This window comes from Advenella sp. S44 (assembly GCF_002810445.1).
GTDB lineage: Bacteria > Pseudomonadota > Gammaproteobacteria > Burkholderiales > Burkholderiaceae_B > Advenella.
Map to the genome: position 1 here is coordinate 135,278 of NZ_NEXS01000003.1, position 23,618 is coordinate 158,895.

27 protein-coding genes, 1 tRNA gene and 1 riboswitch are annotated in these 23,618 nt (G+C 54.8%); of the genes, 14 read left to right on the forward strand and 14 right to left on the reverse strand.

Annotated elements, in window-relative coordinates:
• Window positions 1-81: 81 nt before the first annotated feature.
• Window positions 82-1,233 (reverse strand): S1C family serine protease, encoded by a 1,152-nt coding sequence (locus tag CAP48_RS04590; RefSeq protein ID WP_100694855.1) that lies wholly within the window; start codon window positions 1,231-1,233, stop codon window positions 82-84.
• Window positions 1,234-1,244: 11 nt separating this feature from the next.
• On the opposite strand from CAP48_RS04590, the gene CAP48_RS04595 reads away from it, so the two are divergent.
• Window positions 1,245-2,030: a Nif3-like dinuclear metal center hexameric protein gene (locus tag CAP48_RS04595; protein WP_100694856.1), complete on the forward strand. Its 786-nt coding sequence runs from the start codon at window positions 1,245-1,247 to the stop codon at window positions 2,028-2,030.
• Window positions 2,031-2,253: 223 nt separating this feature from the next.
• On the opposite strand, the gene mscL is transcribed toward CAP48_RS04595, so the two are convergent.
• On the reverse strand, window positions 2,254-2,709 hold the full coding sequence (mscL, locus tag CAP48_RS04600; RefSeq protein ID WP_100694857.1) for a large conductance mechanosensitive channel protein MscL: 456 nt from the start codon (window positions 2,707-2,709) through the stop codon (window positions 2,254-2,256).
• A gap of 120 nt (window positions 2,710-2,829) precedes the next feature.
• On the opposite strand from mscL, the gene petA reads away from it, so the two are divergent.
• The 6 genes from petA to CAP48_RS04630 all read left to right on the forward strand — a co-directional run bounded on the left by petA (window position 2,830) and on the right by CAP48_RS04630 (window position 7,273).
• A complete protein-coding gene (petA, locus tag CAP48_RS04605; protein ID WP_100694858.1) occupies window positions 2,830-3,471 on the forward strand; it encodes a ubiquinol-cytochrome c reductase iron-sulfur subunit in 642 nt (213 codons plus the stop codon).
• 51 nt (window positions 3,472-3,522) lie between these two features.
• Window positions 3,523-4,908 (forward strand): cytochrome bc complex cytochrome b subunit, encoded by a 1,386-nt coding sequence (locus tag CAP48_RS04610; RefSeq protein WP_100694859.1) that lies wholly within the window; start codon window positions 3,523-3,525, stop codon window positions 4,906-4,908.
• A 22-nt stretch (window positions 4,909-4,930) separates the two neighbouring features.
• Window positions 4,931-5,782 carry a cytochrome c1 gene (locus tag CAP48_RS04615; RefSeq protein WP_100694860.1) on the forward strand — a complete coding sequence of 284 codons (852 nt, stop codon included), beginning with the start codon at window positions 4,931-4,933 and terminating at the stop codon, window positions 5,780-5,782.
• Between the two features lie 140 nt (window positions 5,783-5,922).
• Window positions 5,923-6,534, forward strand: a complete 612-nt coding sequence (locus tag CAP48_RS04620; RefSeq protein WP_014749335.1) for a glutathione S-transferase N-terminal domain-containing protein — start codon at window positions 5,923-5,925, stop codon at window positions 6,532-6,534.
• 45 nt (window positions 6,535-6,579) lie between these two features.
• Window positions 6,580-7,008, forward strand: coding sequence for a ClpXP protease specificity-enhancing factor (locus tag CAP48_RS04625; RefSeq protein WP_100694861.1), 429 nt, complete (start codon window positions 6,580-6,582; stop codon window positions 7,006-7,008).
• A gap of 189 nt (window positions 7,009-7,197) precedes the next feature.
• Window positions 7,198-7,273, forward strand: a tRNA-Thr gene (locus CAP48_RS04630).
• 345 nt (window positions 7,274-7,618) lie between these two features.
• Here the strand turns inward: CAP48_RS04630 and CAP48_RS04635 are convergent.
• A complete protein-coding gene (locus CAP48_RS04635; RefSeq protein ID WP_100694862.1) occupies window positions 7,619-8,182 on the reverse strand; it encodes a cob(I)yrinic acid a,c-diamide adenosyltransferase in 564 nt (187 codons plus the stop codon).
• 302 nt (window positions 8,183-8,484) lie between these two features.
• On the opposite strand from CAP48_RS04635, the gene CAP48_RS04640 reads away from it, so the two are divergent.
• Window positions 8,485-8,778 carry a copper-binding protein gene (locus CAP48_RS04640; protein WP_100694863.1) on the forward strand — a complete coding sequence of 98 codons (294 nt, stop codon included), beginning with the start codon at window positions 8,485-8,487 and terminating at the stop codon, window positions 8,776-8,778.
• Between the two features lie 250 nt (window positions 8,779-9,028).
• Here CAP48_RS04640 and hslU read toward each other — a convergent pair whose 3' ends face one another.
• The 5 genes from hslU to CAP48_RS04665 form a co-directional block, all read right to left on the reverse strand.
• Complete coding sequence (hslU, locus tag CAP48_RS04645; protein ID WP_100694864.1) at window positions 9,029-10,360, reverse strand: ATP-dependent protease ATPase subunit HslU; 1,332 nt, start codon at window positions 10,358-10,360, stop codon at window positions 9,029-9,031.
• Window positions 10,361-10,373: 13 nt separating this feature from the next.
• On the reverse strand, window positions 10,374-10,907 hold the full coding sequence (gene hslV / locus CAP48_RS04650; RefSeq protein WP_100694865.1) for an ATP-dependent protease subunit HslV: 534 nt from the start codon (window positions 10,905-10,907) through the stop codon (window positions 10,374-10,376).
• 72 nt (window positions 10,908-10,979) lie between these two features.
• Window positions 10,980-11,429 (reverse strand): RNA polymerase-binding protein DksA, encoded by a 450-nt coding sequence (dksA, locus tag CAP48_RS04655; RefSeq protein WP_014749341.1) that lies wholly within the window; start codon window positions 11,427-11,429, stop codon window positions 10,980-10,982.
• A gap of 100 nt (window positions 11,430-11,529) precedes the next feature.
• The gene (locus tag CAP48_RS04660) at window positions 11,530-12,636 is read right to left on the reverse strand and encodes a GTP-binding protein (protein WP_100694866.1); all 1,107 of its coding nucleotides are present in this window, start codon (window positions 12,634-12,636) and stop codon (window positions 11,530-11,532) included.
• 352 nt (window positions 12,637-12,988) lie between these two features.
• A complete protein-coding gene (locus CAP48_RS04665) occupies window positions 12,989-13,510 on the reverse strand; it encodes a Fur family transcriptional regulator (RefSeq protein WP_100694867.1) in 522 nt (173 codons plus the stop codon).
• A 258-nt stretch (window positions 13,511-13,768) separates the two neighbouring features.
• Here CAP48_RS04665 and CAP48_RS04670 point away from each other — a divergent pair, with 258 nt between their 5' ends.
• From CAP48_RS04670 to CAP48_RS04680, 3 genes are read left to right on the forward strand one after another with little or no spacing between them, the layout of a single operon-like run.
• Window positions 13,769-14,065, forward strand: a complete 297-nt coding sequence (locus CAP48_RS04670; protein WP_100694868.1) for a hypothetical protein — start codon at window positions 13,769-13,771, stop codon at window positions 14,063-14,065.
• 39 nt (window positions 14,066-14,104) lie between these two features.
• A complete protein-coding gene (locus CAP48_RS04675) occupies window positions 14,105-14,881 on the forward strand; it encodes a metal ABC transporter ATP-binding protein (RefSeq protein ID WP_242444334.1) in 777 nt (258 codons plus the stop codon).
• Window positions 14,881-15,738, forward strand: a complete 858-nt coding sequence (locus CAP48_RS04680; protein ID WP_100694869.1) for a metal ABC transporter permease — start codon at window positions 14,881-14,883, stop codon at window positions 15,736-15,738. The genes CAP48_RS04675 and CAP48_RS04680 overlap by 1 nt, the downstream gene beginning before the upstream one ends.
• Window positions 15,739-15,747: 9 nt before the next feature.
• Here CAP48_RS04680 and xerC read toward each other — a convergent pair whose 3' ends face one another.
• The 6 genes from xerC to CAP48_RS04710 form a co-directional block, all read right to left on the reverse strand.
• Window positions 15,748-16,716: a tyrosine recombinase XerC gene (xerC, locus tag CAP48_RS04685; RefSeq protein ID WP_100694870.1), complete on the reverse strand. Its 969-nt coding sequence runs from the start codon at window positions 16,714-16,716 to the stop codon at window positions 15,748-15,750.
• 52 nt (window positions 16,717-16,768) lie between these two features.
• On the reverse strand, window positions 16,769-17,431 hold the full coding sequence (locus CAP48_RS04690) for a DUF484 family protein (RefSeq protein WP_100694871.1): 663 nt from the start codon (window positions 17,429-17,431) through the stop codon (window positions 16,769-16,771).
• A 12-nt stretch (window positions 17,432-17,443) separates the two neighbouring features.
• Entirely contained in the window at window positions 17,444-18,331 is an 888-nt protein-coding gene (dapF, locus tag CAP48_RS04695) for a diaminopimelate epimerase (protein ID WP_100694872.1), read from the reverse strand.
• A gap of 79 nt (window positions 18,332-18,410) precedes the next feature.
• Entirely contained in the window at window positions 18,411-19,292 is an 882-nt protein-coding gene (locus CAP48_RS04700) for a lysophospholipid acyltransferase family protein (protein ID WP_100694873.1), read from the reverse strand.
• Between the two features lie 17 nt (window positions 19,293-19,309).
• Window positions 19,310-19,585, reverse strand: coding sequence for a hypothetical protein (locus CAP48_RS04705; RefSeq protein ID WP_100694874.1), 276 nt, complete (start codon window positions 19,583-19,585; stop codon window positions 19,310-19,312).
• 297 nt (window positions 19,586-19,882) lie between these two features.
• Window positions 19,883-20,068 carry a hypothetical protein gene (locus CAP48_RS04710; protein WP_100694875.1) on the reverse strand — a complete coding sequence of 62 codons (186 nt, stop codon included), beginning with the start codon at window positions 20,066-20,068 and terminating at the stop codon, window positions 19,883-19,885.
• Between the two features lie 206 nt (window positions 20,069-20,274).
• Between CAP48_RS04710 and metK the strand changes: the two genes are divergently transcribed.
• From metK to CAP48_RS04730, 3 genes are all read left to right on the forward strand, one after another.
• Window positions 20,275-21,441, forward strand: coding sequence for a methionine adenosyltransferase (gene metK / locus CAP48_RS04715; protein ID WP_100694876.1), 1,167 nt, complete (start codon window positions 20,275-20,277; stop codon window positions 21,439-21,441).
• A 13-nt stretch (window positions 21,442-21,454) separates the two neighbouring features.
• Window positions 21,455-21,536: riboswitch (S-adenosyl-L-homocysteine riboswitch) on the forward strand.
• Between the two features lie 69 nt (window positions 21,537-21,605).
• On the forward strand, window positions 21,606-23,000 hold the full coding sequence (gene ahcY / locus CAP48_RS04720; RefSeq protein ID WP_100694877.1) for an adenosylhomocysteinase: 1,395 nt from the start codon (window positions 21,606-21,608) through the stop codon (window positions 22,998-23,000).
• A gap of 278 nt (window positions 23,001-23,278) precedes the next feature.
• Window positions 23,279-23,614, forward strand: coding sequence for a phage holin family protein (locus CAP48_RS04730; protein WP_100694879.1), 336 nt, complete (start codon window positions 23,279-23,281; stop codon window positions 23,612-23,614).
• Window positions 23,615-23,618: the final 4 nt, after the last annotated feature.

A 23,618-nucleotide genomic window follows, 5' to 3' on the forward strand; every position in this document is an offset into this window, starting at 1 on the left:
AGGCAGGAGCGACAAAAAGCAGACCGCAGAAAGACTTGGCAGGGCCTTGGCGGGACCTTCTGTGCGCCGTATCTATCGCGGTCAGTTAGTGGTGGCTATCTGGGGGCGTTTGCCCAGCGTTACGATGAAGTCATGCTTTTTGCCGCCACGCAAAACCGTGAAGGTGACTTTCGATTGGGGGGCAAACTCGGCGATTTTGTTTAGCAAATGATCGGTACCGGTAATATCTTCGCCATTGGCAGCAAGCAGAATGTCGCCCACCAGCAGGCCAGCCTGTCCGGCCGGACCGTTGGAGGCCAGCGTGGCAATAATCACGCCATTGGTGTTTTTCAAATTGAATGCGCGAGCCAGATCAGTGGTAATGTCCTGAGGCTCCACCCCCAGCCAGCCGCGAGAGACACTGCCGGTGTTAATAATTTCATACATGATGCGCATCGCGGTATCGGCCGGCGTGGCAAAGCCGATGCCCAGCGAGCCGCCGGCGGCCGATTCGGTGTAGATGGCAGTGTTGATGCCGATCAGGTCGCCCCGTGTGTTGATCAGCGCGCCGCCCGAGTTGCCCGGATTGATGGCGGCATCGGTCTGGATGAAATTCTCATAGGTGTTGATTCCCAGCCCGGTGCGGCCCAGCGCCGATACAATGCCCATTGTCGTAGTCTGGCCTACGCCGAACGGGTTGCCGATAGCCAGCACCATATCTCCGATGCGCGGTGTATTCCCGGCGTTGTAGTGAATCACGGGCAGATCAGGAAGATCGGCCTTGAGTACGGCCAGGTCGGTATCCGGATCGGTGCCGATCAGCTTGGCCGGCGCCTTGCGACCATCGGCAAGGCCGACTTCTATCGAGTCGGCGGCTTCAATCACGTGATAATTTGTCAGAATATAGCCCTTGTCAGAGGCGATGACTCCGGAGCCCAGGTTGGTGGGCCCCATTGTATTCAAATCCTTGTTATCCTTAATGAAAGGCTTGAGCGCAGGAACATCAGGCAGGTTCTTGAAGGGCGATTCGATGTTTTTCGTCGTGTAGATATTCACAACGGAAGGCGTGGCGGCCGCAACGGCCGATGCGAAGCTCAGGCTCTCATTGGCTGAGGTAAGCACCGTGGCGGGCAAGACGCGCGGATGGTCGTCGGCGTTACGCGTCAGCCAGCCCGGGCGCAATGTTGTAATAGTAAAGACCAACGCCAGGCAGACGGTGACCGCCTGAGATAACAGTAACCAAAAACGATACATAGGAAGACGTCGTGAATAAAATTCTCGTGCAGGATTTGCTGGGCTGGCTGGACCAGCACTTACAACCAGCTCTCTTTCAAGATTATGCACCAAACGGGCTGCAGGTGCAGGGTAAGCCCGAAATAAAAAAAGTGATTACGGGCGTCACGGCCTCGGCGCGACTGTTGCAAATTGCCGCAGATAAAGGGGCTGACGCCGTTCTGGTTCATCACGGATGGTTCTGGAAAGGCGAAAATCCCTGTGTGGTCGGCAGTAAATATCGCCGCATGGAACTGGCGATACGGCACGGCCTGAACGTCATAGGCTACCATTTGCCGCTGGATGCGCACCCGCAATGGGGTAACAATGCGCAATTGGCACGGGTGCTGGGCCTGATTCCCGACCGGGCCGATGATGGCAGCGGACAGCCGGTCGTGTTCGGCAGGGGCGGGTTGATCTGGTCAGGTGCCTTGCCGCCCAAGCTGCGTACGCTGGGCGATCTGGGCGCGCAGATTGAGACGGCTCTGGGGCGGACTCCGTTGCTTATAGGCAACAGTGACCAGTCCGTGAAACGCATCGCCTGGTGTACCGGAGGCGCTCAAGGCATGTTCGAGGAGGCGATTGCGCGGGGGGTTGACGTCTATCTGACCGGAGAGGCTTCGGAGCAGGTCTATCATCAAGCGATGGAGTCTGGCGTGGCCTATATCGGGGCCGGTCATCATGCGACCGAACGCTATGGCGTCCAGGCGTTGGGGCAGGCAGTGGCAGAGCAGTTTGGTCTGGATGTAGAATTCGTGGATCTGCCCAACCCGGTCTAGCCGGTGCGGGCCGCAGATGCGGCACACTCGCCGGCCAGCTGCAAAGCGCTCCCGCAGGCACGCTATGTTTTACTCAATACGACAATAGTCAGGTAGCGTCAATGTGGTAAGCACAAAAAAAACAACATCTGCAATGAATGACAGATGTTGTTTTTTCTCCAAGCCTTGCCATCAAGGGCCGGCCTCGTGAGCCAAGGCCAGCCGTGGCTACGAATATCGCAGATCAGACCGTAGGTTTCTGACGCAGCAGATCGCGGATCTCTTTTAGGAGAGCGACATCGGCCGGATCGGCGGCAGCTTCGGCTTCTTTTTCTTTTTCAAAGGTGGCGCGCGCTTTGGCGACGGCTTTGACCAGGCAGAAAATAACCAGGGCCAGCAGGATGAAATTAATAAGGATTGTCACGAAATTACCGTAGGCCAGCAGATTGGCGCCGGCATTGCTCATGGCTTCGTAAGTGCGCGCGCCCGTATAGCCTTCGGGCTCGGATAAGACAATGAATTTATTGGCAAAATCAACAGATCCACCGAGGATGAAATTGATCATGGGCATGATAACGTCTTTTACTAAAGAATCAATGATCTTTCCAAAGGCGGCGCCGATAATCACACCGACCGCCAGATCAATCATATTGCCCTTGATTGCAAACTCTTTGAACTCGTTTATAAAACCTTTACTCATGATTATGTCCTTTTTTCCACGCCCGGCACGGGCACCGGTATATAATAAACGGTTGCCAAATTATGTACACATAAAATATAGTAAATTTTAGTACCTTGAGTGTATCAACAAGGATGGATAATGAGTCAGGATTCTATACAGCAGTATGATAATCAGGGGCCCGCTACGCCTGCGGTGCTTCCCTCTGATCCGCAAAGACGCTTCTGGCTGGGTACAGCCTGTGCGGTCGGTGGTGTCGCCGGAGTGGCAACAGCCGTTCCCTTCGTCGCTTCAATGAGCCCGTCCGATCGGGCCAAGGCAGCGGGCGCGCCGGTAGAAATCGCTTTGGGTGGCATCGCCCCCGGCGCCATGATTACTGCCGAATGGCAGGGCAAGCCGGTATGGATCATCCATCGCACGCAAGCCATGATTGATGGCCTGTCCAAAAATACGCACCTTGCCGATCCCAATTCCGAGCGTCCTGACTATACGCCTGATTTTGCCAAGAACGAAATGCGTTCACGCAAGCCGGAATGGTTTATTTGCGTTGGAATTTGTACGCACCTGGGCTGTTCTCCTTCACCCCGTTTCGCCATCGGCGGCTCCGAGGGTATGGGCGCCGACTGGGAAGGCGGCTTTCTGTGTCCCTGCCATGGTTCTCATTTCGATCTGGCCGGCCGTGTATTCAAGAATCAGCCCGCGCCTGACAATCTTCTCATTCCCCCTTATTACTTCGTCGACGATAATACAGTTATGGTTGGCTTAGAAGAAGCGGAAGGCTGATCCAAATGATCCGTCTATTCTCTTGCCTAGTTAGAAAAGGAGCCCTGTAAAATGGCTGGCGAAAAAGTTGTTGAAACAACAGGATTGTTGGGTTGGGTGGATCGGCGTTTCCCACTGACAAGTCTGTGGAAAGCTCATCTGTCCGAGTATTACGCACCCAAGAACTTCAATTTCTGGTATTTCTTCGGATCACTGGCTCTGCTGGTGCTGGTTATCCAGATCGTGACCGGTATTTTCATGGTCATGCACTACAAACCCGATGCCGCCCTGGCGTTTACATCGGTCGAATACATCATGCGCGAAGTGCCTTATGGCTGGATTATCCGCTATATGCACTCGACAGGCGCTTCCATGTTTTTTGTGGTGGTGTATCTGCATATGTTGCGTGGCCTGTTCTACGGCTCCTATCGCAAACCACGCGAACTGGTCTGGATCTTCGGCGTGGCCATTTTCCTCTGTCTAATGGCCGAAGCCTTCTTCGGGTATTTGCTGCCATGGGGACAAATGTCCTTCTGGGGCGCGCAGGTCATTGTGAATCTGTTCTCCGCCATTCCTTATGTCGGTCCTGACCTGTCTATCTGGATTCGCGGCGACTTTGTCGTATCCGATGCCACACTGAATCGTTTCTTTGCTTTCCACGTGATCGCAATTCCCCTGGTGCTCATTGGCCTGGTTGCCGCCCACCTGATTGCTCTGCATGAAGTTGGCTCGAACAACCCCGATGGCGTTGAAATCAAAGAGAAGAAAGACGCCAACGGCCGTCCGCTGGATGGTATTCCATTCCATCCTTACTATTCCGTGCACGATCTGATGGGCGTGGTCGGTTTCCTTATTGTGTTTGCTGCAATCATGTTCTTTGCGCCAACCATGGGTGGCTATTTCCTGGAAGCCAATAACTTCCTGCCGGCAGACCCGTTCAAGACACCACCGCACATCGCGCCTGTCTGGTATTTCACACCGTTTTACTCCATGCTGCGTGCCACGACAGATGAGTTTACCTGGGTGCTGGTAGCCTTGGCGCTGATCTTCGCCGTGGGCCTGCTGTTTAGCAAAAACCTCAAGGGCATCTGGAAAATCATTTTCCCTGTCATTCTGGTGCTGCTTGCTGTTGCACTGCGTGCTTACGATGCGAAATTCTGGGGTGTGGTTATCATGGGCGGCACCGTCGTTATCCTGGGCTTTATGCCCTGGCTTGATCATTCTCCGGTCAAATCCATCCGCTACCGTCCGGGTTGGCACAAGCTGTTGTATGCCGTATTCCTGATCAACTTCGTGATCCTGGGTATTATTGGTACAAAAGCGCCAAGTCCAGTCCTGAATATTATTTCTCAAGTGGGTACACTGATTTACCTGGCTTTCTTCCTGTTCATGCCAATCTGGAGCCGGCTGGGCACATTCAAGAAAGTCCCTGATCGTGTGACCTTCCGTCCCCACTAAGTTGAAAAATACAGGAATGAACATGTTTAAAAAGTTAATAGGCGCGTTATTACTGGCCGTCACTTTTGCTACTCCTGTCCTGGCCGCCGAAGGTGGCGTGGAGTGGGATCGTGCGCCCAGCCGTATCAACAATATGGCTTCCCTGCAACATGGGGCAAAGCTTTTCGTCAACTACTGTCTGAATTGTCACAGTGCCAATTCCATGCGCTACAACAAGCTCACGGAACTTGGCCTGACCGACGAACAGATCAAGGAAAACCTGCTGTTTACTGGCGATAAGGTCGGTGAGCTTATGCATGTTGCCATGAGCCCGGCTGACGCCAAGGCCTGGTTTGGCGCAGCGCCCCCTGACTTGTCAGTCATGGCGCGTGCCAAGGCAGACAATATGGGTCAGGACGGTACTGACTACCTCTATACCTATCTGCGTACGTTTTACCGTGATGCTTCCCGTCCGCTGGGCTGGAACAACCTGGTATTTCCGAACGTTGGCATGCCCCATGCCATGTGGAATCTGCAAGGTCCGCGCGAGCTGATCACCGTTGACGTCCAGTCTGTGGAAAAAGACGGCAAGCAGGAATGGCACAAGGTCACCACGAAAGTGGATTCCGAGGGCTTCAAGTCTGTTGTGAGCGATGAGCTTTTGCCCGAATACCATGGCAGCGCATCGTCGCACTCTACCCTGAAGTACCTGGATCCTTCCCTGCAGGCGAAGTTTGACAACGATATTGCTGACCTGACCGCTTTCCTTGGCTGGATGTCAGAGCCGGAACAACTGTTGCGCAAGAAGGTGGGCGTATGGGTTCTGTTGTTCCTCGGTCTGTTCTTTATCGTGGTCTGGAGACTGAACGCCTCTTACTGGAAACACGTTAAGTAAGCGTTCCGGGCAGTCTTGGGCAGGATGTTGACGTCCTTCCTTTGCTGCCCATGTCAGAACCACTGTGATCCGGGTCAGTGCTTGTTGTATGATGGCACTGACCTTTTCTTTTTTTTATTTTTTGCGGGAGACTGCACACCATGATGGTGCTTTATTCTGGAACCACGTGTCCATTTTCTCAACGGTGCCGTTTCGTTCTCTACGAGAAAGGCATGGACTTTGAGGTTCGTGATATAGACCTGTTCAACAAGCCCGAAGATATCTCGGTGATGAACCCTTATGGTCGCGTGCCCATCCTGGTAGAGCGCGACCTGATCCTGTATGAGTCCAATATCATCAACGAGTATATTGATGAGCGCTTTCCGCACCCGCAACTGATGCCCGCAGACCCTGTCATGCGCGCGCGCACCCGTTTGTTCCTGCATAATTTCGAGAAGGAACTGTTTGTGCATGTCGGCGTACTGGAAGATCGTTCCGCCCGTTCCGACGAGAAAAAGCTGGAAAATGCCCGTCGCATGATTCGTGATCGCCTGTCTCAACTGGCGCCATTGCTGATCAAAAATCGTTACATGCTTGGCGAAGAATTCTCTATGCTTGACGTGACCATGGCGCCTTTGTTGTGGCGTCTGGACCATTACGGTATTGAGTTGCCAAAAAATGCAGCGCCTATCCAGAAATATGCCGAGCGTATTTTCTCCCGTCCTGCATATATCGAGGCATTGACGCCGTCAGAAAAGGTAATGCGTCGCTGATCCGTTGCAGGACAGTTAGCACAGCCGCAGACCAAAGGAAAGTGAATGGAAAAACCATCTACCAAACCATATCTGTTGCGTGCCTGGCATGAGTGGTGTACCGATGCCGGTTACACCCCTCATCTGGTGGTCCATGTGGATGCGGCCTGCCAGGTACCCAGGGAATTTGTCCGTGATGAGCGTGTTACCCTGAATGTAGGCGCCATGGCGACCAACCGCCTGATCATGGGCAACGACTGGATCGAGTTTCAGGCGCGTTTTAGCGGGGTTTCCCGGCAAATTTCCGTTCCCGTGGCGCGAGTCGAAGCCATTTACGCGCGTGAAACACAGGAAGGGATGCAATTTGAGATCGAGGATTATGATCCGGCCGCTGATACCGGTTCAGATGCTCACGATTCGACAGGGCCCGATGATGATCCGCCACCGCCTCCCAGTCCGAAAGAGAAGGCGCCCTGGCTTAAGGTTGTCAAGTAATCTGAAGGCTTGCGGCTTTTTGTGGAAACGGCGGTGATAAAAAGCCGTTGCCTGGAAAGATCGGGGCGTGATGAAAATGCGCCGAATGCGGGCTTTTGCAGCCAAAACCAGACAGCGGCAGCACTTTTTTGATCACCTGGGCCTTAAAACTGGACATATCCGCTACGCATCACATATAATCTTTCTTTCGCCGGTTTAGCTCAGTTGGTAGAGCAGCTGATTTGTAATCAGAAGGTCGAGGGTTCAACTCCTTTAACCGGCACCAGAATTTCAAACGCCCCGTTGTTACTCATACTTTTGCTATGGGTGCAACGGGGCTTTTGTTTTGGGCGCTACGGCGGCTTATATTGCGGCTGTTGATGCTTAGGCGACCTATGCCGCGGCAACTTTTATCAAGCATGCATGATGTGTGGGTTGGTGGCGCCTGGCGCAATCGACTCTAAAATTACAGATAGCTACGACATTCGTGCTCTGCCAATTCAGGGATCAGGGCATTGCTTCCAGCCGGATGCCAGGGGCATAACGACCCCAGGCAATGTGCAGGAATTTTGCAGTCTTCCAAGCCGCACGCACAACATACGGGGGTGATTGCCGGGGCCAGGCGGCGCGATTAAGGGGCCGATTGTTTATTTGCCGCCTGCCAGAAAATATCGCTTTGTCCTGCACGCTGGTTCAGCACACGCGCAATAACGAACAGACAATCGGACAGTCGGTTCAGATAATGTCGTGCCGTGTCGCTAACGGGTTCGGTCGCATTGACGGCAACTACGCTACGTTCTGCGCGTCTGCAAAGGCTGCGACAGACATGGGCTTGCGCCGCCGCTGTGCAGCCCCCAGGCAGAATGAATTCGCGCAACGGGGGCAGGGTCGTATGATGTGTTTGCACCGCCTGCTCGAGCATCGTGATGTGTTCTTCAGCCAGTGCGGTGTAGCCAGGCACGCTAAGCTCAGCGCCCAGATCGAACAATCGGTGCTGGACCTGCTGCAGCAACTGGATGATGTCCTGCTGCAGGGATGGATCAGTCAACAGCAACCCAAGTTGGCTGTTGAGTTCGTCTACATCGCCGATTGCCTGAATACGGATACTGCTTTTGGAAATACGCGAACCATCACCCAGACCGGTGGTGCCGTCGTCGCCGGTTTTGGTAATGATTGAAGTCAGTCGGTCATTCATGGTGCAGGGAAGCTCCTTTTAATCGGTGAAGATACATTGCCGACAGCCTTGTCACGCAATTTGGATAGTTTGTCGATCGATAATTTGTTAATCGTTTACAGAGCTGCATCCTGCAAAGTCACCCTGTCATCGACCTTTCAACAGGTATGGTCCGATTTTACCTGGCCGCGGGTCAGTAGGGCCATGAACGCCAAGTGTCCTGTCGCCCTGAATCGCCATGTAACGATTGAAACGCCCCTGTGTCATCGGGCGCTGTCTTTTGTCCTAAAATGAACATTGAAACGCAAATACCGGAGATGTGCATGAAAAAGTCAATTGCAACTGTAATGTTGGGGCTGGCTGCGGCTATGGCAGTTACCAGTGTGGCTTACGCCCAGGAAACCGGACGTGGCAGTGGAGAAGTGCGCCGCATTCAACCTGAACAGGGCAAGATTGCCATCAAACAGGACGCCATCAGCGATCTGAAGCTGCCGGCCATGACGCTGTCCTACAAGATTGATGCCGCGCTACTCAAGAATATCAAGCCGGGTGATTCAGTCAGTTTTACGGCCGAACGGGTTGGCAAAGATTACGTCATCAAGGAAATAAGCAACTAGCCAGAAGACCTCTCCGTGACGCCGGTCGCGGCAATGATTCGGTAGGTGCGAGTGTCGTCATCCAGAGCCCGTCTGGCGCGAGGCCTGTGTGATGAGCAGCGTATCGGGTCAATTTATACGAGCCAGCGGCCGATATAAAAAAGGTGCAGTTCAATGCGAACTGCACCTTTTTCGTTTCAGCCGTCTGTCTACTGCCATTGCTAACAGCTAACAGCTAACAGCTAACAGCTAACAGCTAACAGCTAACAGCTTACAGTACGTACCGCGCCAGGTCCTGGCTGCTGGCGGCTTCCTCCAGCTTGCTGTTGACGTATTCTGCATCGATTTTGACGACTTTGCCGCTACTGGTTGTGGCATCGAACGACAGATCTTCGAGCAGTTTTTCCATGACAGTGTAAAGGCGACGCGCTCCGATGTTTTCGGTGCGTTCGTTCACATCGAAGGCAAGTTCAGCCAGCCGATGTATGCCTTCGTCGGAAAATTCAAGCGCAACGTCTTCCGTGGCCATCAGTGCGGTGTACTGCTTAGTCAGAGAGGCATCGGTATCCGACAGGATGCGAACAAAGTCCGCAGTGGTGAGCGATTCGAGTTCTACGCGGATCGGGAACCGGCCCTGCAGCTCGGGAATCAGGTCGGAAGGGCGCGACAGATGAAATGCACCGGATGCAATAAACAGAATGTGGTCGGTGCGCACCATGCCGTATTTGGTGTTGACGGTCGTGCCTTCCACCAATGGCAGCAGGTCGCGCTGGACGCCCTGGCGTGACACATCGCCGCCGCCATGTTCCTGACGTGTCGCTATCTTGTCGATTTCATCCAGAAACACAATACCCTGTTGCTCGGCGTTTCTGACTGCGGCTGCGCGGATTTCCTCTTCGTTCACCCGTTTGGCAGCCTCTTCGTCCACCAGCAGCTTGAAGGCGTTCTTGACGGTCATTTTCGTGGCTTTTTTCTTGTCACGACTCAAACCGGCAAACATACCCTTGAGCTGTTCAGTCATATCTTCCATGCCGGGCGGCGCCATGATTTCCATCTGTGGCATAGGCTGGTTGACGTCAATTTCAATTTCGGTATCATCCAGCTGGCCTTCGCGCAGTTTCTTGCGGAATGTCTGGCGTGCGGTATTTTCCTGTCGCATGGGCTCGCCATTGCTGTCGCGTGGCGGCGCCACCAGTACATCCAGGATCCGGTCTTCGGCCGCGTCTTCAGCCTGAGTCCGCACACGACGTGTTTCCAGCTCGCGGGTTTGCTTGATGGAAATTTCAACAAGATCACGAATAATGGTATCTACGTCGCGACCAACATAGCCGACTTCGGTAAATTTGGTCGCTTCAATCTTGATAAACGGCGCATTGGCCAGTTTGGCCAGGCGGCGGGCAATTTCCGTTTTGCCCACGCCGGTTGGGCCGATCATCAGGATATTTTTGGGGTGAATTTCATTTCGCAGGGGCTCAGGCACCTGCTGACGACGCCAGCGGTTGCGAAGAGCAACTGCGACGGATTTTTTTGCCTTGTTCTGTCCGACAATATTTTTGTCCAGTTCAGACACAATTTCTTTAGGGGTCATGACACTCGCTGACATTCTGATATTCCGGTTAGAGTGTTTCAACAATGTGATTGCTGTTCGTGTAAATACACAGATCACCTGCGATCTCCAGCGACTTTTTGACGATGGTCTCGGGAGGCAGATCGGTATTTTGCAAGAGCGCAAGCGCAGCAGACTGTGCATAGGCGCCGCCGGAGCCGATAGCGGCTATCCCGTTTTCCGGTTCCAGAACGTCGCCGTTGCCGGTCAGGATCAGGGTGTGTTCGGCGTCGGCCACGATCAGCATGGCTTCGAGTCGGCGCAGTACACGATCGGTTCGCCAGTCGCGGGTGAGTTCTACGGCGGCTCGCATCAGGTGGCCCTGATATTTTTCGAGCTTGGCCTCGAAGCGTTCCTGAAGGGTAAAGGCGTCTGCCGTGGCGCCTGCGAAGCCGGCGAGGATTTTATCGTGGTATAAGCGGCGGATTTTGCGGGCAGTGCCTTTGATGACAATATTGCCCAGAGTAACCTGACCATCGCCGCCGAGCGCGACCTGATTGCCGCGTCGGACGCAAACGATGGTAGTAGCGTGAAATTGTTCCATAGAGCCTTCCTGTTGGTTCCCTAGTTAGATAGGGGCGGGGCAGAAAGATTTCAAGGAACCCGGGTCAATTAATTAATCACCGTACATTTTCTGGCGTTTTTCACGCCGTTCCTGCGCTTCCAGCGACAGGGTAGCGGTAGGCCGGGCCAGCAGACGACGCAGGCCGATGGGTTCGCCTGTTTCCTCACACCAGCCATAGTCGCGCGACTCGATCAGGGCAAGCGATTGCTGCACTTTTTTGAGCAGCTTGCGCTCACGATCACGCGTACGCAATTCCAGCGCGTGTTCCTCTTCAATGGTGGCGCGGTCGGCCGGATCAGGAACGAACTGGGTTTCACGCAGGTTCTCGGTAGTGACACCTGCATTATTGATGATTTCATCTTCCAGGCGCTTTAAGCGGTCGCGGAAAAACGCCAGTTGCTCATCGTTCATATAGTCAGATTCGGGCATGGCGAGCAGTTGCTCTTCGGTCAGAAGAGGAGCTTGCGTTGTTGCATCTGTTTTTTTAGCTGCCTTAGCCATAAAACACTCCATATATCACTTCAATAATGTTGAACAAAGCGCCGAATGGGATTGAAACAGCGCGATCACATTCGTGCGCGATTGATGCCGCCGGTGCCCGCTACTTTTGTACCAGACACTGGTTCAGCCCGTTCAGGATGACATCCTTGGGCAGTTTACGACCAATAAACACCATAGTGTTTGAAGGCTTCTCCTTAGGCCCCCATGGTTTGCCGGGTTCTGCACCCATCAGCATGTGCACACCCTGAAAAATCATGCGCTGACGCATGCCCTTCATATAAAGGATCCCCTTGTACCGATACAGGTCGGGACCGAATACCTGGACAACGCCGCTCAGGAACTCTTCAAGACGCTCCGGTATGAACGGTTTATCGGATTTAAAGACAAAAGCGCCGATTTCATCATCATGATGGGGATGATGATGATCGTGATGATCGTGTCCGTGGTGATGGTCGTCATGGGCGTGTCCGTGCTCATGATCGTGATTGTGTCCATGATCGTGGTCATGGGCTGCGTCCGGATGCTCGTCTTTCAGGAACGCCGGATCGATATCCAGAATGGTGTTCAGGTTAAATCCACTGATATCCAGCACTTTGTTGATGTCAATCTCGCCAAATTGAACCGGCATGATTTCAGCGCGCGGATTCATGTGCAGCAGGCGGTGTCGCAAGGCGGCGTATTCCTCGTCGGTAACCAGGTCTTTTTTGGATACCAGGATCCGGTCGGCGAATCCTACCTGTTTCTGGGCCTCGGGCTGGGTATCCAGCGTTTCCATGCCGTGTTTGGCATCGACGACTGTAATTACTGCATCAAGCCGGTAAAAAGCGGCCACGCTGTCGTCCATGAAGAACGTCTGGCATACCGGACCGGGATTGGCCACGCCGGTGGTCTCGATCACCACGCGTTCGAATTTCAACTCGCCTTTCTGGCGGCGATTTTTCAGATCGGTAAGCGTATTGAGCAAATCGCCGCGAACCGTGCAGCAGACGCAGCCGTTGGACAGCTCGATAATCTGCTCATCGCTTTCCTGCACCAGTAGTTCGTTATCGATGCTTTCCGGTCCGAATTCATTTTCGATGATGGCAATGCGGTTGCCGTGATATTCGGTCAGGATGCGTTTCAGGAGTGTGGTTTTACCTGCTCCCAGAAAACCGGTAAGAACGGTGACGGGGATCATTTTGTCTGCTTGTGCTTGCGTTTTTGTCATAGCGTTTAAACGTCCTACCAGCAACAGAAACCGGCTGGTTCCAAAAAGACGTCCCTAAAGTCAATCGCAGGATTACATCATAGCTTTGCAAATGTAGCAAACGTTAATTGTCTCTCGGACAAAATAAACGCGAATACTCGGGACAAACCCTAACGGCTTGATTTGTGTAATGAAATTTACATTTTGGCGAGCCCACGGATCACGCTGGATTTACACGACGCGGAACGCATCCCAATCGCGCAGGTATGGTGTTGGCTGGTGCCTTTACCTGCAGATTGGGATTATTTATGGTGCAGCAGCGCATTTCAGTTGCGATTTCAGAAGGAGTGATCAGGACGGTCGGGCGCAGTCGTTACGGCGTCGTTTGTTCCTGCTTGTTGCTACAGTCTATGCAGATGGCGCGCAATTCGGTTTCGCTGGTGGTTTGAACAAATCCAGCCGCCTGTATCATGTCCTGCAGTTGATGACTGATAAGTGGTGCGCTCAGTTCGGCGACCTTGCCGCAACAGGTGCATACGACCAGCAGATCATGATGATGGCCCGATACGTCCTGGCAGGCGGTCCACGCGTTGACGGCATCCAGCCGGTGAATCAGTCCCTCTTCCACCAGAAAGTCCAGTGCGCGGTAGACGGTCGGCGGTTTTGCCTGGGGATAGAGTTGCTTCATGGCTTCAAGCAATTCATAGGCTTTCAGGCTGCGGCCGGCTTCCAGCAGCAGCGTCAACACATGCTGGCGTATCGGTGTCAGACGCGTTCCGCGTTGCTCGCAATGGCGAATGGCTTCCAGTAACTGGTAAGCGACCGAATGGGGATGGGCAGCATGCGAGTGGGTGTGTTGCAGGTGGTCGTGGTCGGGCAGCGTTCTGGAAGTCATATGGCAGGCTTTCGTTGGACGGTGATGGGGCAATGATACTGCCATCCGGCTTGAGGAGGAAACTTTCCGCTTATATTTTAAGGTATTGGGCGACAGATGTGTATATAATGATATAACATATCATTTTCGATGCGCAGCCTTCACTTGCCAATACGCTTAACCGGTGAATAAGGCGTTGTCTTGCGCTTTTGGCCGTGCTGTGCAGTATCCGGCACTGCCTGACATTTGCGACCCAGATATCCGTTGAATCCGACAATTATGCAAAATGAAACTTTGTTCCCCGCCTTGCGACGCGTTTATCCCGCAACGATTGCCACGCCATTCGTTCAACCGGCTCGTGCGGCTGCGGCAGACACCGTTGGCGGCGTACCTGCCGGACAATTGAATTCATCTTTGACGGCGGTCGCCAGGGCGTCGCGCCGGGAGGCCGATTCAACGCCCACGATTTTTCTGGCTTCTGCGCTCGCCAGGCTCGGGCCTGTGCTGGGTGTTATCCTGCTCTTATGGGGACTGATTGCCTGGTCGGCCGGATGGCTGGGTGCATTGGTGGGCTGAGCGCCCATCACCCGCAATTTCGGACAGAAACCGATACTTATGCCAACCTTCGCCACGACCCCTCGCGCGCCGGCTGACCGGTTGGCTGACGCCTCCCCGACATCCCCGCGGCCGGTAATTCAGCTCGATGGCGTGAGTGTGGGATGGAACGGCGTGCCGGCGCTTAGCGGCGTAACCGGTGCTTTCTTGGAGGGGTCGCTGACGGCCATTCTGGGGCCTAATGGCGCTGGTAAATCGACACTGCTCAAGACCGTGACGGGCCAGCTGGCGGCAAGTGCAGGGCGGGTGACTATCCACGAACCGTTCAAAGCCGGTATTTCCCTGTTGCCGCAAATCAGTGATATTGACCGCAGTTTTCCCATTACCACCTACGATCTTGTCTCCATGGGCGCGTGGCGCCGCGTGGGCGCTTTTCGCCGTTACGACAAGGAGGAACGCCAGCGCATTTGTGATGCATTGACAACCGTTGGCCTGACAGACAAATCCCGTGACCTGATTTCCAGCCTGTCGGGCGGGCAGATGCAGCGTGCGCTGTTTGCCCGTCTTATTGTGTGTAATGCGCCGGTCATGATTCTGGATGAGCCTTTTACCGCGGTTGACGAGGGCACCTGTGATTTGTTGTTGCAGATTCTTCTGGGCTGGCACCGCGAAGGGCGCACCGTACTGGTGGTACTGCATGATGCCGGGCTTGTGCGCGCGTGCTTTCCGCAAACGCTGTTGCTTGCGCGGCAAGTGGTAGCTTGGGGAGACACGGCAAGTGTGCTTACCGATGCCAATCTGAATCGGGCCCGTTCGCTGGCGCTGGGGGGCTTCTGATGACAGAGGCGGTCGTAGCGGTGCTGGTGGCGCCGTTTACTGAGTTTGCATTTATGAGTCGGGCCCTGTTCGGCTCGGTATTCGTATCTCTGGCGGCGGGGCCCCTGGGCGTTTTTTTGATTTTGCGTCGCATGAGCCTGATGGCCGACTCCATGTCGCATGCGATTTTGCCTGGCGTGGCCGTGGCGTTTTTGCTGGCCGGTGTTTCCATGACGGCCATGCTGATCGGCGGCCTGGCTACGGGTTTGCTGGTTGCCGTGCTCGCCGGCAGCGTTGCGCGTTCTACCGGCCTGAAGGAAGATGCCAGTTTCGCCGCGTTCTACTTGATCTCTCTGGGCCTGGGCGTGCTGCTGATTTCGCTCAAGGGCTCAAATCTGGATCTGTTGCATGTCCTGTTCGGCACCGTGCTGGGCCTGGATGACAACCACCTGCTTTTTATCATGTGCGTATCCAGTGCGACTCTGGTTGTGCTGGCGCTGATGTACCGGCCGCTGGTCATTGAATGCCTGGATCCGGCTTTTCTGAAAATGGAAGGCGGGGGCGGATCGCTCGTTCACGTCGGATTTCTGATTCTGCTGGTGGTCAATCTGGTGGCCGGCTACCAGGTCATGGGCACGCTTCTGGTGGTGGGGATGATGATGTTGCCGGCTGCTGCCGCGCGTTTCTGGGGACGGACATTGGGTCGACAGCTTGTCCTGGCCGTTTGCCTGGGCATCGTGGCGTCCTATGTCGGCCTGGTGCTGTCCTATCACTTCGGTCTGCCCGCTTCCAGCGCCATCATCCTGTCAGCAGGCGCGCTGTATATATTGTCGATGCTGTTTGGCAATCAGCACGGCGTGCTGCGCTCGGGTCGCTAACCAATCGCCTTACTCTTTTTTGTCTTTATCGTCCATCTTCGCCCGCGGGTGCGCCTTGTCGTAGACCTGTGCCAGATGCTGGAAATCAAGTCTGGTGTAAATTTGCGTGGTGGCAATATTGGCGTGTCCCAGCATTTCCTGAACGGCGCGCAAATCCTGGGCCGATTGCAGCACGTGGCTGGCAAAACTATGGCGCAGGACGTGAGGATGTACCTGGGCCGGCACGCCGCTGCGCAGGCTCAGTTTCTTCAGTTGCAGTTGCACGACCCGAGGCGCAATGCGGCGACCGCGCGCACCCAGGAAAACGGCGGCCTGATCGTCGATGGCGCTGGCAGGGGGAAGCAGTTTGTGCCTGACGGCAAGCCATTGCCTGACTGCATTGACCGCCGTGCGACCCAGGGGTACGCTGCGGGTTTTGCCGCCCTTGCCGGTGACCGACACCTCGCCTTCGTCCAGATCAAGCCAACTGACCGATTCGTAGCCATCTTTGCGCGTGTACTGGATATCCAGGCTGACCAGTTCGGCCAGGCGCAGGCCGCTGGAGTAGAGCACTTCGAACATGGCCTGATCACGCAGGTCAGTCGGTTCTGTACCAGTGGCAATGGTGGGGTGGTCCAGCAGCGCCTGGGTTTGTTCCACCGATAGCGCCTTGGGCAGCGAGCGCGCGATTTTCGGGGTTCTCACGTCCAGTGCGGGATTGACTTTGACCGAGGTTTGCGGGATCCACCATTGATAAAATCCACGCCAGGCCGATAGAATCCTGGCCAGACTGCGCGCACTGTAATCCTGGGCGTGCAAGCGCGCAATGGCATGTCGGATTTGTGCATTGCTCAGACGCTCGGCAGCAACGTCCGGATAAAAACCCACCAGCAATACCAGATCGCGCCGATAGGCAGCCAGCGTGTGACTGGCGTAGCGCTGATTTGTCTGCAAATACTGCAGCCATTTTTCCATGGGATCGGGCAGTGTGCGTGTCATGGGTTTTGTCTCAGGTTTTGCCGCGCCCGGTTCAATGGCTGCGCGGCAGCAGTCAGGACGCGCTGCTCAGGCGACTGAGGCTGGCGCTGGCCAGCTTGCCAAGAATTTCAAGAAACGTGGTGCCCATGTCGGGTTTGAAGTGCTCGGCTCCTTCTGCGGCAAACACCAGCGCACCAAACGTGTGCGCGTTGTAGCTTAGCGGCACAATTGCCACCGAGCCCGGCTTGCTGTCGAACCAGTCATGTGCGGGCAGATAGCCTTCCTGGCCGCAATAGGGTTTTTGCAATGTGCTCACATAGGCCTGCAGCATATCGTCGGTGCTTTGAAAGCGCTCGTCTTTGAGGGCCGGAAGATTCCACAAGCGCAACGCGACTTCAAGCATGTCGAACTCTAGGCGAAGGCCGTCGACCACCCGTTGCGGCAGGCGTTGCGCATCCGGTTCTGCCAGCATGCGAGTACACCAAAGGGTGACGTGATCACTGATGGTTTCATTGGAGTGGGCATTGTGCAGTAATTCGGACAATTTCCATTCCAGTTCCTTGTTGCGGGTGCGCAGTGTCAGGATCTGGCGTTCGCCCAATGACAGCGTGCTGCGCGCATGAGGATGCGGCACCTTCAGCGTCGTGAAAATATCGGCGTGTTCATCAAAAAAAGCAGGATTGTCCTGCAGAAATTGAGCAACGGTTTCTGCTGTCAGTGTGGCAGCTTCAGACATGAATGCATTCCTTTATAAAGCGGTGCGGTTGCGATATTGCGTAACCAGGCGATCGATGTTTATTTCACTTGAAAATACCGTAACGGCCGGTCCGCGCATGGTAAGTTGGGTGCCGTCCCAGGCGATGTGCAGATCGCCGCCTCGGGTATGGACGGTCACTGGCGATTGCAGGCGCCCGCGACGGATGCCTGCGACGACGGCCGCACAGGCGCCGGTGCCGCAAGCGAGCGTCTCGCCTGCTCCTCTTTCATAAACCCGCAAATTGATGTTGTGGCTATCCAGAATTTGCATGAATCCGGCATTGACCCGATTGGCAAAGCGCCGATGCTGTTCGATAAGCGGTCCCTGCGCGGCGACAGGTGCGGTGGCGACATCGTCCACAATCTGCACGGCATGCGGGTTGGAAATTGCCACCAATGACAAGTTTACTGTGTCGCCATTGGCTAGCGGCAATGACCATAGCGTGTCGTCATGTTCGCGCGTGCCGGTCAGATCGCTTGAGTCAAATGCGACGGCCTCAGGTTCAAAGCGGGTTTGCCCCATATTGACCGTGACCGTTGCGTCGTCCGCCTCTTCAAGCGTGATGAGGCCGGTGGCAATTTCGGCCTTCAGCGGATTGCGCGACGACAGTTTCTGCTCGTGCACAAACCGGACGAAACAGCGTGCGCCATTGCCGCAATGCTCCACTTCACTGCCATCGGCGTTGAAAATACGATATCGAAAATCGGCCTGCGGATGGTTTGGCGCTTCAACCAGCAGGATCTGGTCGGCACCGATGCCAAACTGGCGATGAGCCAGGGCACGGGCGCGTTCGGGCGTCATGTCGATAGACTGTCGCACGCCATCGAGCACGACAAAATCGTTACCGGCGCCATGCATTTTCGAGAAAGACCAGATCATTGAACGTATTCCTGATTAAACCGCGGGGTTGAGCATTATTATCACCGATCCGGCGCGGTCGCACCATGGCAGCGCCGCCCTAGTAGAATTTCTTTTCACCTTCCGGGCGGGTCTTGAAGCGCCGATGCACCCAGTAGTATTGGGGAGGATCGGCGCGTACCCAGTCTTCGAGCTGTTGATTGCAAAACAGCGTGGCCTGCTCCAGGCTCATCTGACCCGGAAAGTCGGCAAGGGCGGGCAGAACGCGCGTGTGATAGCGCCCGGTGACGCTATCCCAGCGAGTCACAATCGGAATCACATCGGCTTTCCAGGTGCGCGCGATCTGAGCAGTCGCAGGCAGGGTGGCTGCCGGCACGCCGAAGAACGGGACAAAAATGGCCCCGTTACGGCCAAAATCCATGTCTGGCAGGTAGTAGACCGGCGTGCCCTGTCGCAGTTGCCGGATCAGCCCGCGTATTCCTTCCTTTCGGGAAATCTGGGTGACGTCATTGAAGCGACCGCGTCCCTTGAGCATCACGGCATCGACCTGCGGATCGGAAGCCGGCGTATACATGGTGGCTGACTTGGCCAGGTGCATAGACAATATGGTAGCGGCCGCGTCCAGGCCGACAAAGTGCGGTGCAAACATCAAGGTGGGGCGGCAGGAGTCGATGCTGTTCTGAATGTGTTCATAACCACTAAGATGGATCATGCGTCGGATTTTTTCTTCCGAGCCGTACCACAACACCGCGCGATCGATCATGGTCTGGGCCAGCGCACGGAAGTGTTCGCGCAGCCAGCGTTCGCGCTGCGCCGGCGACGCTTGCGGGAAACATAATTGCAAATTGGTACTGACGATGAAGTGGCGACGCTTCATCAGAACACGCATCAGGGTCGCGCATACACTGCCCAGGCCAAGGCGCAGGCTGTCCGGTAATACATTGATGGCGCGGAAAAGAAAAACGAGTAATGCGGATTTCATAATAGTTGAAGATAAGGCTAAGGCGTACTGACAGCAGACGCAATGCGTTGTGCCAGGCACGTCGCTGGCTGCGGGTCTGACAGCATAGGCGGCAGACGGGTGCGATCCAGGATTTTTTCGATTGTAATGGAGAAAGGGATGGCATTGGCCGGGTACAGGCGCTCAGAAGCAAGACGGGGCTGGTAAAACACGGGTTTGATGACCGCGTATTGACGAGGACCGAATGGGTGCCCTGGACGATTGACGGACATCATCACCCTCGGTTTTTCACAATTGGCAAAATCCGTGACCATTCGATATATTGGCACCTGAACCGATGCGGCGTACACCGCAGCGGTCCCTGATCAATAGGTGGGTATCATAGACACCAGCATCAATACGATCAGGGTAAGTAGAAGTACGATAAGATCCGATTCATCGTAATCTCCTATCAGATTGGCCCGGCTTCGGTCGGGCCTTTTACCGTTGGCTGGTTATCAGCGCTGTGGCCAAGGCGCATGTCCTTCGCCACAGCGATAGGCTCCCCAAGCCCGTATCCTCGTGAACTGCCGTTGCGTCCACATTGTCCGCCCCGGTTTTCTGCATCGCCGCTACCCACAATGACATGGCATGACCATCGTCCACGAATTCCCCAGAACATCGCCCATGACATCGCCCATGACATCGCCCATGACATCGCCCATGACATCGCCCATGACATCGCGGTCAGGGCCTTGCGGCCCAGCCGCCGCTCTTTTATCTACCGTCAACAGGGTTTTTCGGGCCTTCAGTGTCAAATTGTCTTAAAATGATTTCCGGTCGCTGAGTTAACCGACAACTTGCGGGGCGACGGCTGGAAACACAGAACACATGTCAGACTTGGCTTGTGTTCTTCCAGATACATTCCGCTAAAGCGTCGCGCCAGTATCCATCCCATTCGGTGCTGCGCGTTCTTTTAAAGAATGTCGGTTTTGTTTTTTTGACACTATTAATTGGACGCAACATGGCCCACAACGATTTTCTCTTTACTTCCGAATCCGTTTCCGAAGGTCACCCCGATAAGGTTGCTGACCAGATTTCCGACGCTATTCTTGATGCACTGCTTGAGCAGGATCCCAATTCCCGTGTGGCCGCCGAAACGATGTGCAACACCGGGTTGGTCGTACTGGCTGGTGAAATTAGCACCAAGGCCAATATTGACTATATCCAGGTTGCACGCGACACCATTAAGCGCATCGGCTATGACAATACTGAATACGGCATTGACTACAAGGGCTGCGCGGTTCTGGTCGCCTATGACAAGCAGTCTCCCGATATTGCGCAAGGGGTAGATCGTAGTGAAGAAGACCTTCTGAACCAGGGGGCCGGAGACCAGGGCCTGATGTTTGGTTTTGCGTGCGACGAAACGCCTGACCTGATGCCTGCCCCGATCTGGTATGCCCATCGCCTGGTGCAGCGCCAGAGCGAACTGCGCAAGGACGGCCGGCTGCAATGGCTGCGTCCCGATGCCAAATCGCAGGTCACGTTCCGCTACGTCGATGGCAAGCCCGTGGAAGTCCATACCGTGGTTCTCTCAACCCAGCATTCGCCGGACATTTCCCAAAGCGATATCCGTGAAGCGGTGATTGAGGAAATTATCAAGCCCACGTTTGCCGAAGGCCTGATCACACCACAGACCAAGTTTCTGATTAATCCCACAGGCAAATTCATTATTGGCGGTCCTCAGGGCGATTGCGGCCTGACTGGTCGCAAAATCATTGTCGATACCTATGGCGGCGCATGCCCTCATGGCGGCGGCGCGTTTTCGGGCAAGGATCCGTCCAAGGTGGACCGTTCTGCAGCCTATGCGGCCCGTTATGTCGCCAAGAATATTGTTGCTGCGGGCCTGGCGCGCCAGTGCCAGATCCAGGTCAGCTATGCCATTGGTGTGGCCGAACCGATCAACATTACTGTGTATACGGAAGGCACCGGTGTGATCCCCGATGACGAAATCGCCAAACTGGTGCACGAGCATTTTGACCTGCGTCCACGCGGCATCGTTCAGATGCTGGATCTGCTGCGTCCAATCTATTGCAAAGCTGCCGCCTATGGTCACTTTGGTCGCTCCGAACCCGAGTTCAGCTGGGAAGCGCAGGACAAGGCGGAGGTTCTGAAAAAAGCGATCGCTTAAGGTATAATCGTCGTGTCCTGAGGGGCGTTGCGACATGATCTTACGGTCATGCCAGGCTCAGGATACGATCAGGTAACGAACCGCGCTCATCATATACTGCTTTGCTGGTCTATGGTGAGACGCAACTCACAGTCGGCATCGCAGTATGTTTCAGGATGAAAACTATGACTGCTGATTACAAAATTGCCGATATCGCGCTGGCCGACTGGGGCCGACGTGAACTGTCTATTGCCGAAACCGAAATGCCGGGCTTGATGGCCACGCGCGAAGAATTCGCCAAATCCCAACCTCTGAAAGGCGCCCGCATTGCCGGCAGCCTGCACATGACTATCCAGACAGGCGTGCTTATCGAGACGCTCACTGCGCTGGGCGCGGAAGTCCGCTGGGCTTCGTGCAATATTTTCTCCACCCAGGATCACGCTGCGGCGGCCATTGCCGCCAGTGGCGTACCGGTGTTCGCCATCAAGGGTGAAACGCTGGCCGATTACTGGGAATATACCCACCGCATTTTCGACTGGCCGGGTGAGCAGGCCAATATGATCCTTGACGATGGCGGCGACGCCACCACCTTGTTGCATCTGGGCGCCAAGGCCGAAAAGGACATTTCCGTATTGGACAATCCGGGCAGCGAAGAGGAAACCGTGCTGTTTGCCGCGATTCGCGCACGACTGGCCACAGATGCGACCTGGTATTCGACCAGGCTGGCCAATATCATCGGGGTGACCGAAGAGACCACGACCGGCGTGCATCGCCTGTATCAAATGGCGCAAAAAGGCGAGTTGCAAGTCCCTGCCATCAACGTCAATGACTCGGTCACCAAATCCAAATTCGATAACCTGTATGGTTGCCGCGAATCGCTGGTAGACGGTATCAAACGCGCGACCGATGTCATGGTGGCAGGCAAGATCGCCGTGGTCGCAGGCTTCGGCGACGTGGGCAAGGGCTGCGCCCAGGCGCTGTCCGCCCTGCGTGCGCAGGTATGGGTCACGGAAGTAGACCCGATCTGCGCGCTGCAGGCGTCCATGGAAGGCTATAGAGTCGTTACCATGGAAGAGGCAGCGGACAAGGCCGATATCTTTGTCACAGCAACCGGCAATTATCATGTGATTACCCGTGATCATATGGAACGCATGAAAAACGAAGCCATTGTCTGCAACATTGGTCACTTCGACAACGAGATCGATGTGGCTGCGGTCGAAGACCTGCAATGGGAAGAGATCAAGCCGCAGGTAGATCACATTATCTTTCCCGATGGCAAGCGTATTATTCTGCTGGCCAAGGGCCGTCTGGTGAATCTGGGTTGCGCAACAGGCCATCCTTCATTTGTGATGTCGGCCTCGTTTACCAACCAGACGATCGCACAGATCGAACTGTTTACCCGCACGGACCAGTATCAGAAAGGTCAGGTGTATGTGCTGCCCAAACATCTGGATGAGAAGGTGGCTCGCCTGCATCTGAAGCAACTGGGCGTCAACCTCTCAACGTTGTCGCAGAAACAGGCCGACTATATCGGAGTGCCGGCGCAGGGTCCATTCAAGCCGGATCATTATCGTTATTGATCGACGCGCGCGATGTATTCGGCCGGTTTTGAGTTATTACAACTGTGATTGACTGGCCGAAGGCGTTTTCGTCACGGAATTGCCGGGCAGACGTGTTGTGGAGGCGGCAGATTTTGCGGATTGCGCAGTGCGTTCAATTGCCGGCAAAGTTGTGCAACTGAACGCAAGTGCGAATAGCAGCGTGAGCACAGGGCGCACGTTGTATTGGTATGGGTGTTCGTTGGTATTAATGTTCATTGGTGTTAGTGTTCTATTAGGGAAATGAAAGGAGAAGTAATATGACATTGCTGTTAACCTGGGTCCTGCAGGCGCTGGCCCTTATGATTGTTGCCTATATTCTGCCTGGCATTACCGTTACCAGTTTTGTATCGGCGCTAATTGCCGCTGTCATTCTGGGGCTGGTCAATACGGTCGTTTATCCCATTCTTGCCATTCTGACGTTGCCGATCACCGTCGTTACGCTGGGGCTGTTCCTGCTTGTGCTCAACGTACTGATGTTCTGGCTGGCCGGTTCGGTCTTCAATGGTTTCAAAGTCGATGGCTTCTGGTGGGCCGTGATTGGCGCCATCCTGTATTCCATCATTTCTGCAATTTTGCTGAGTATTCTGAATTAACGTT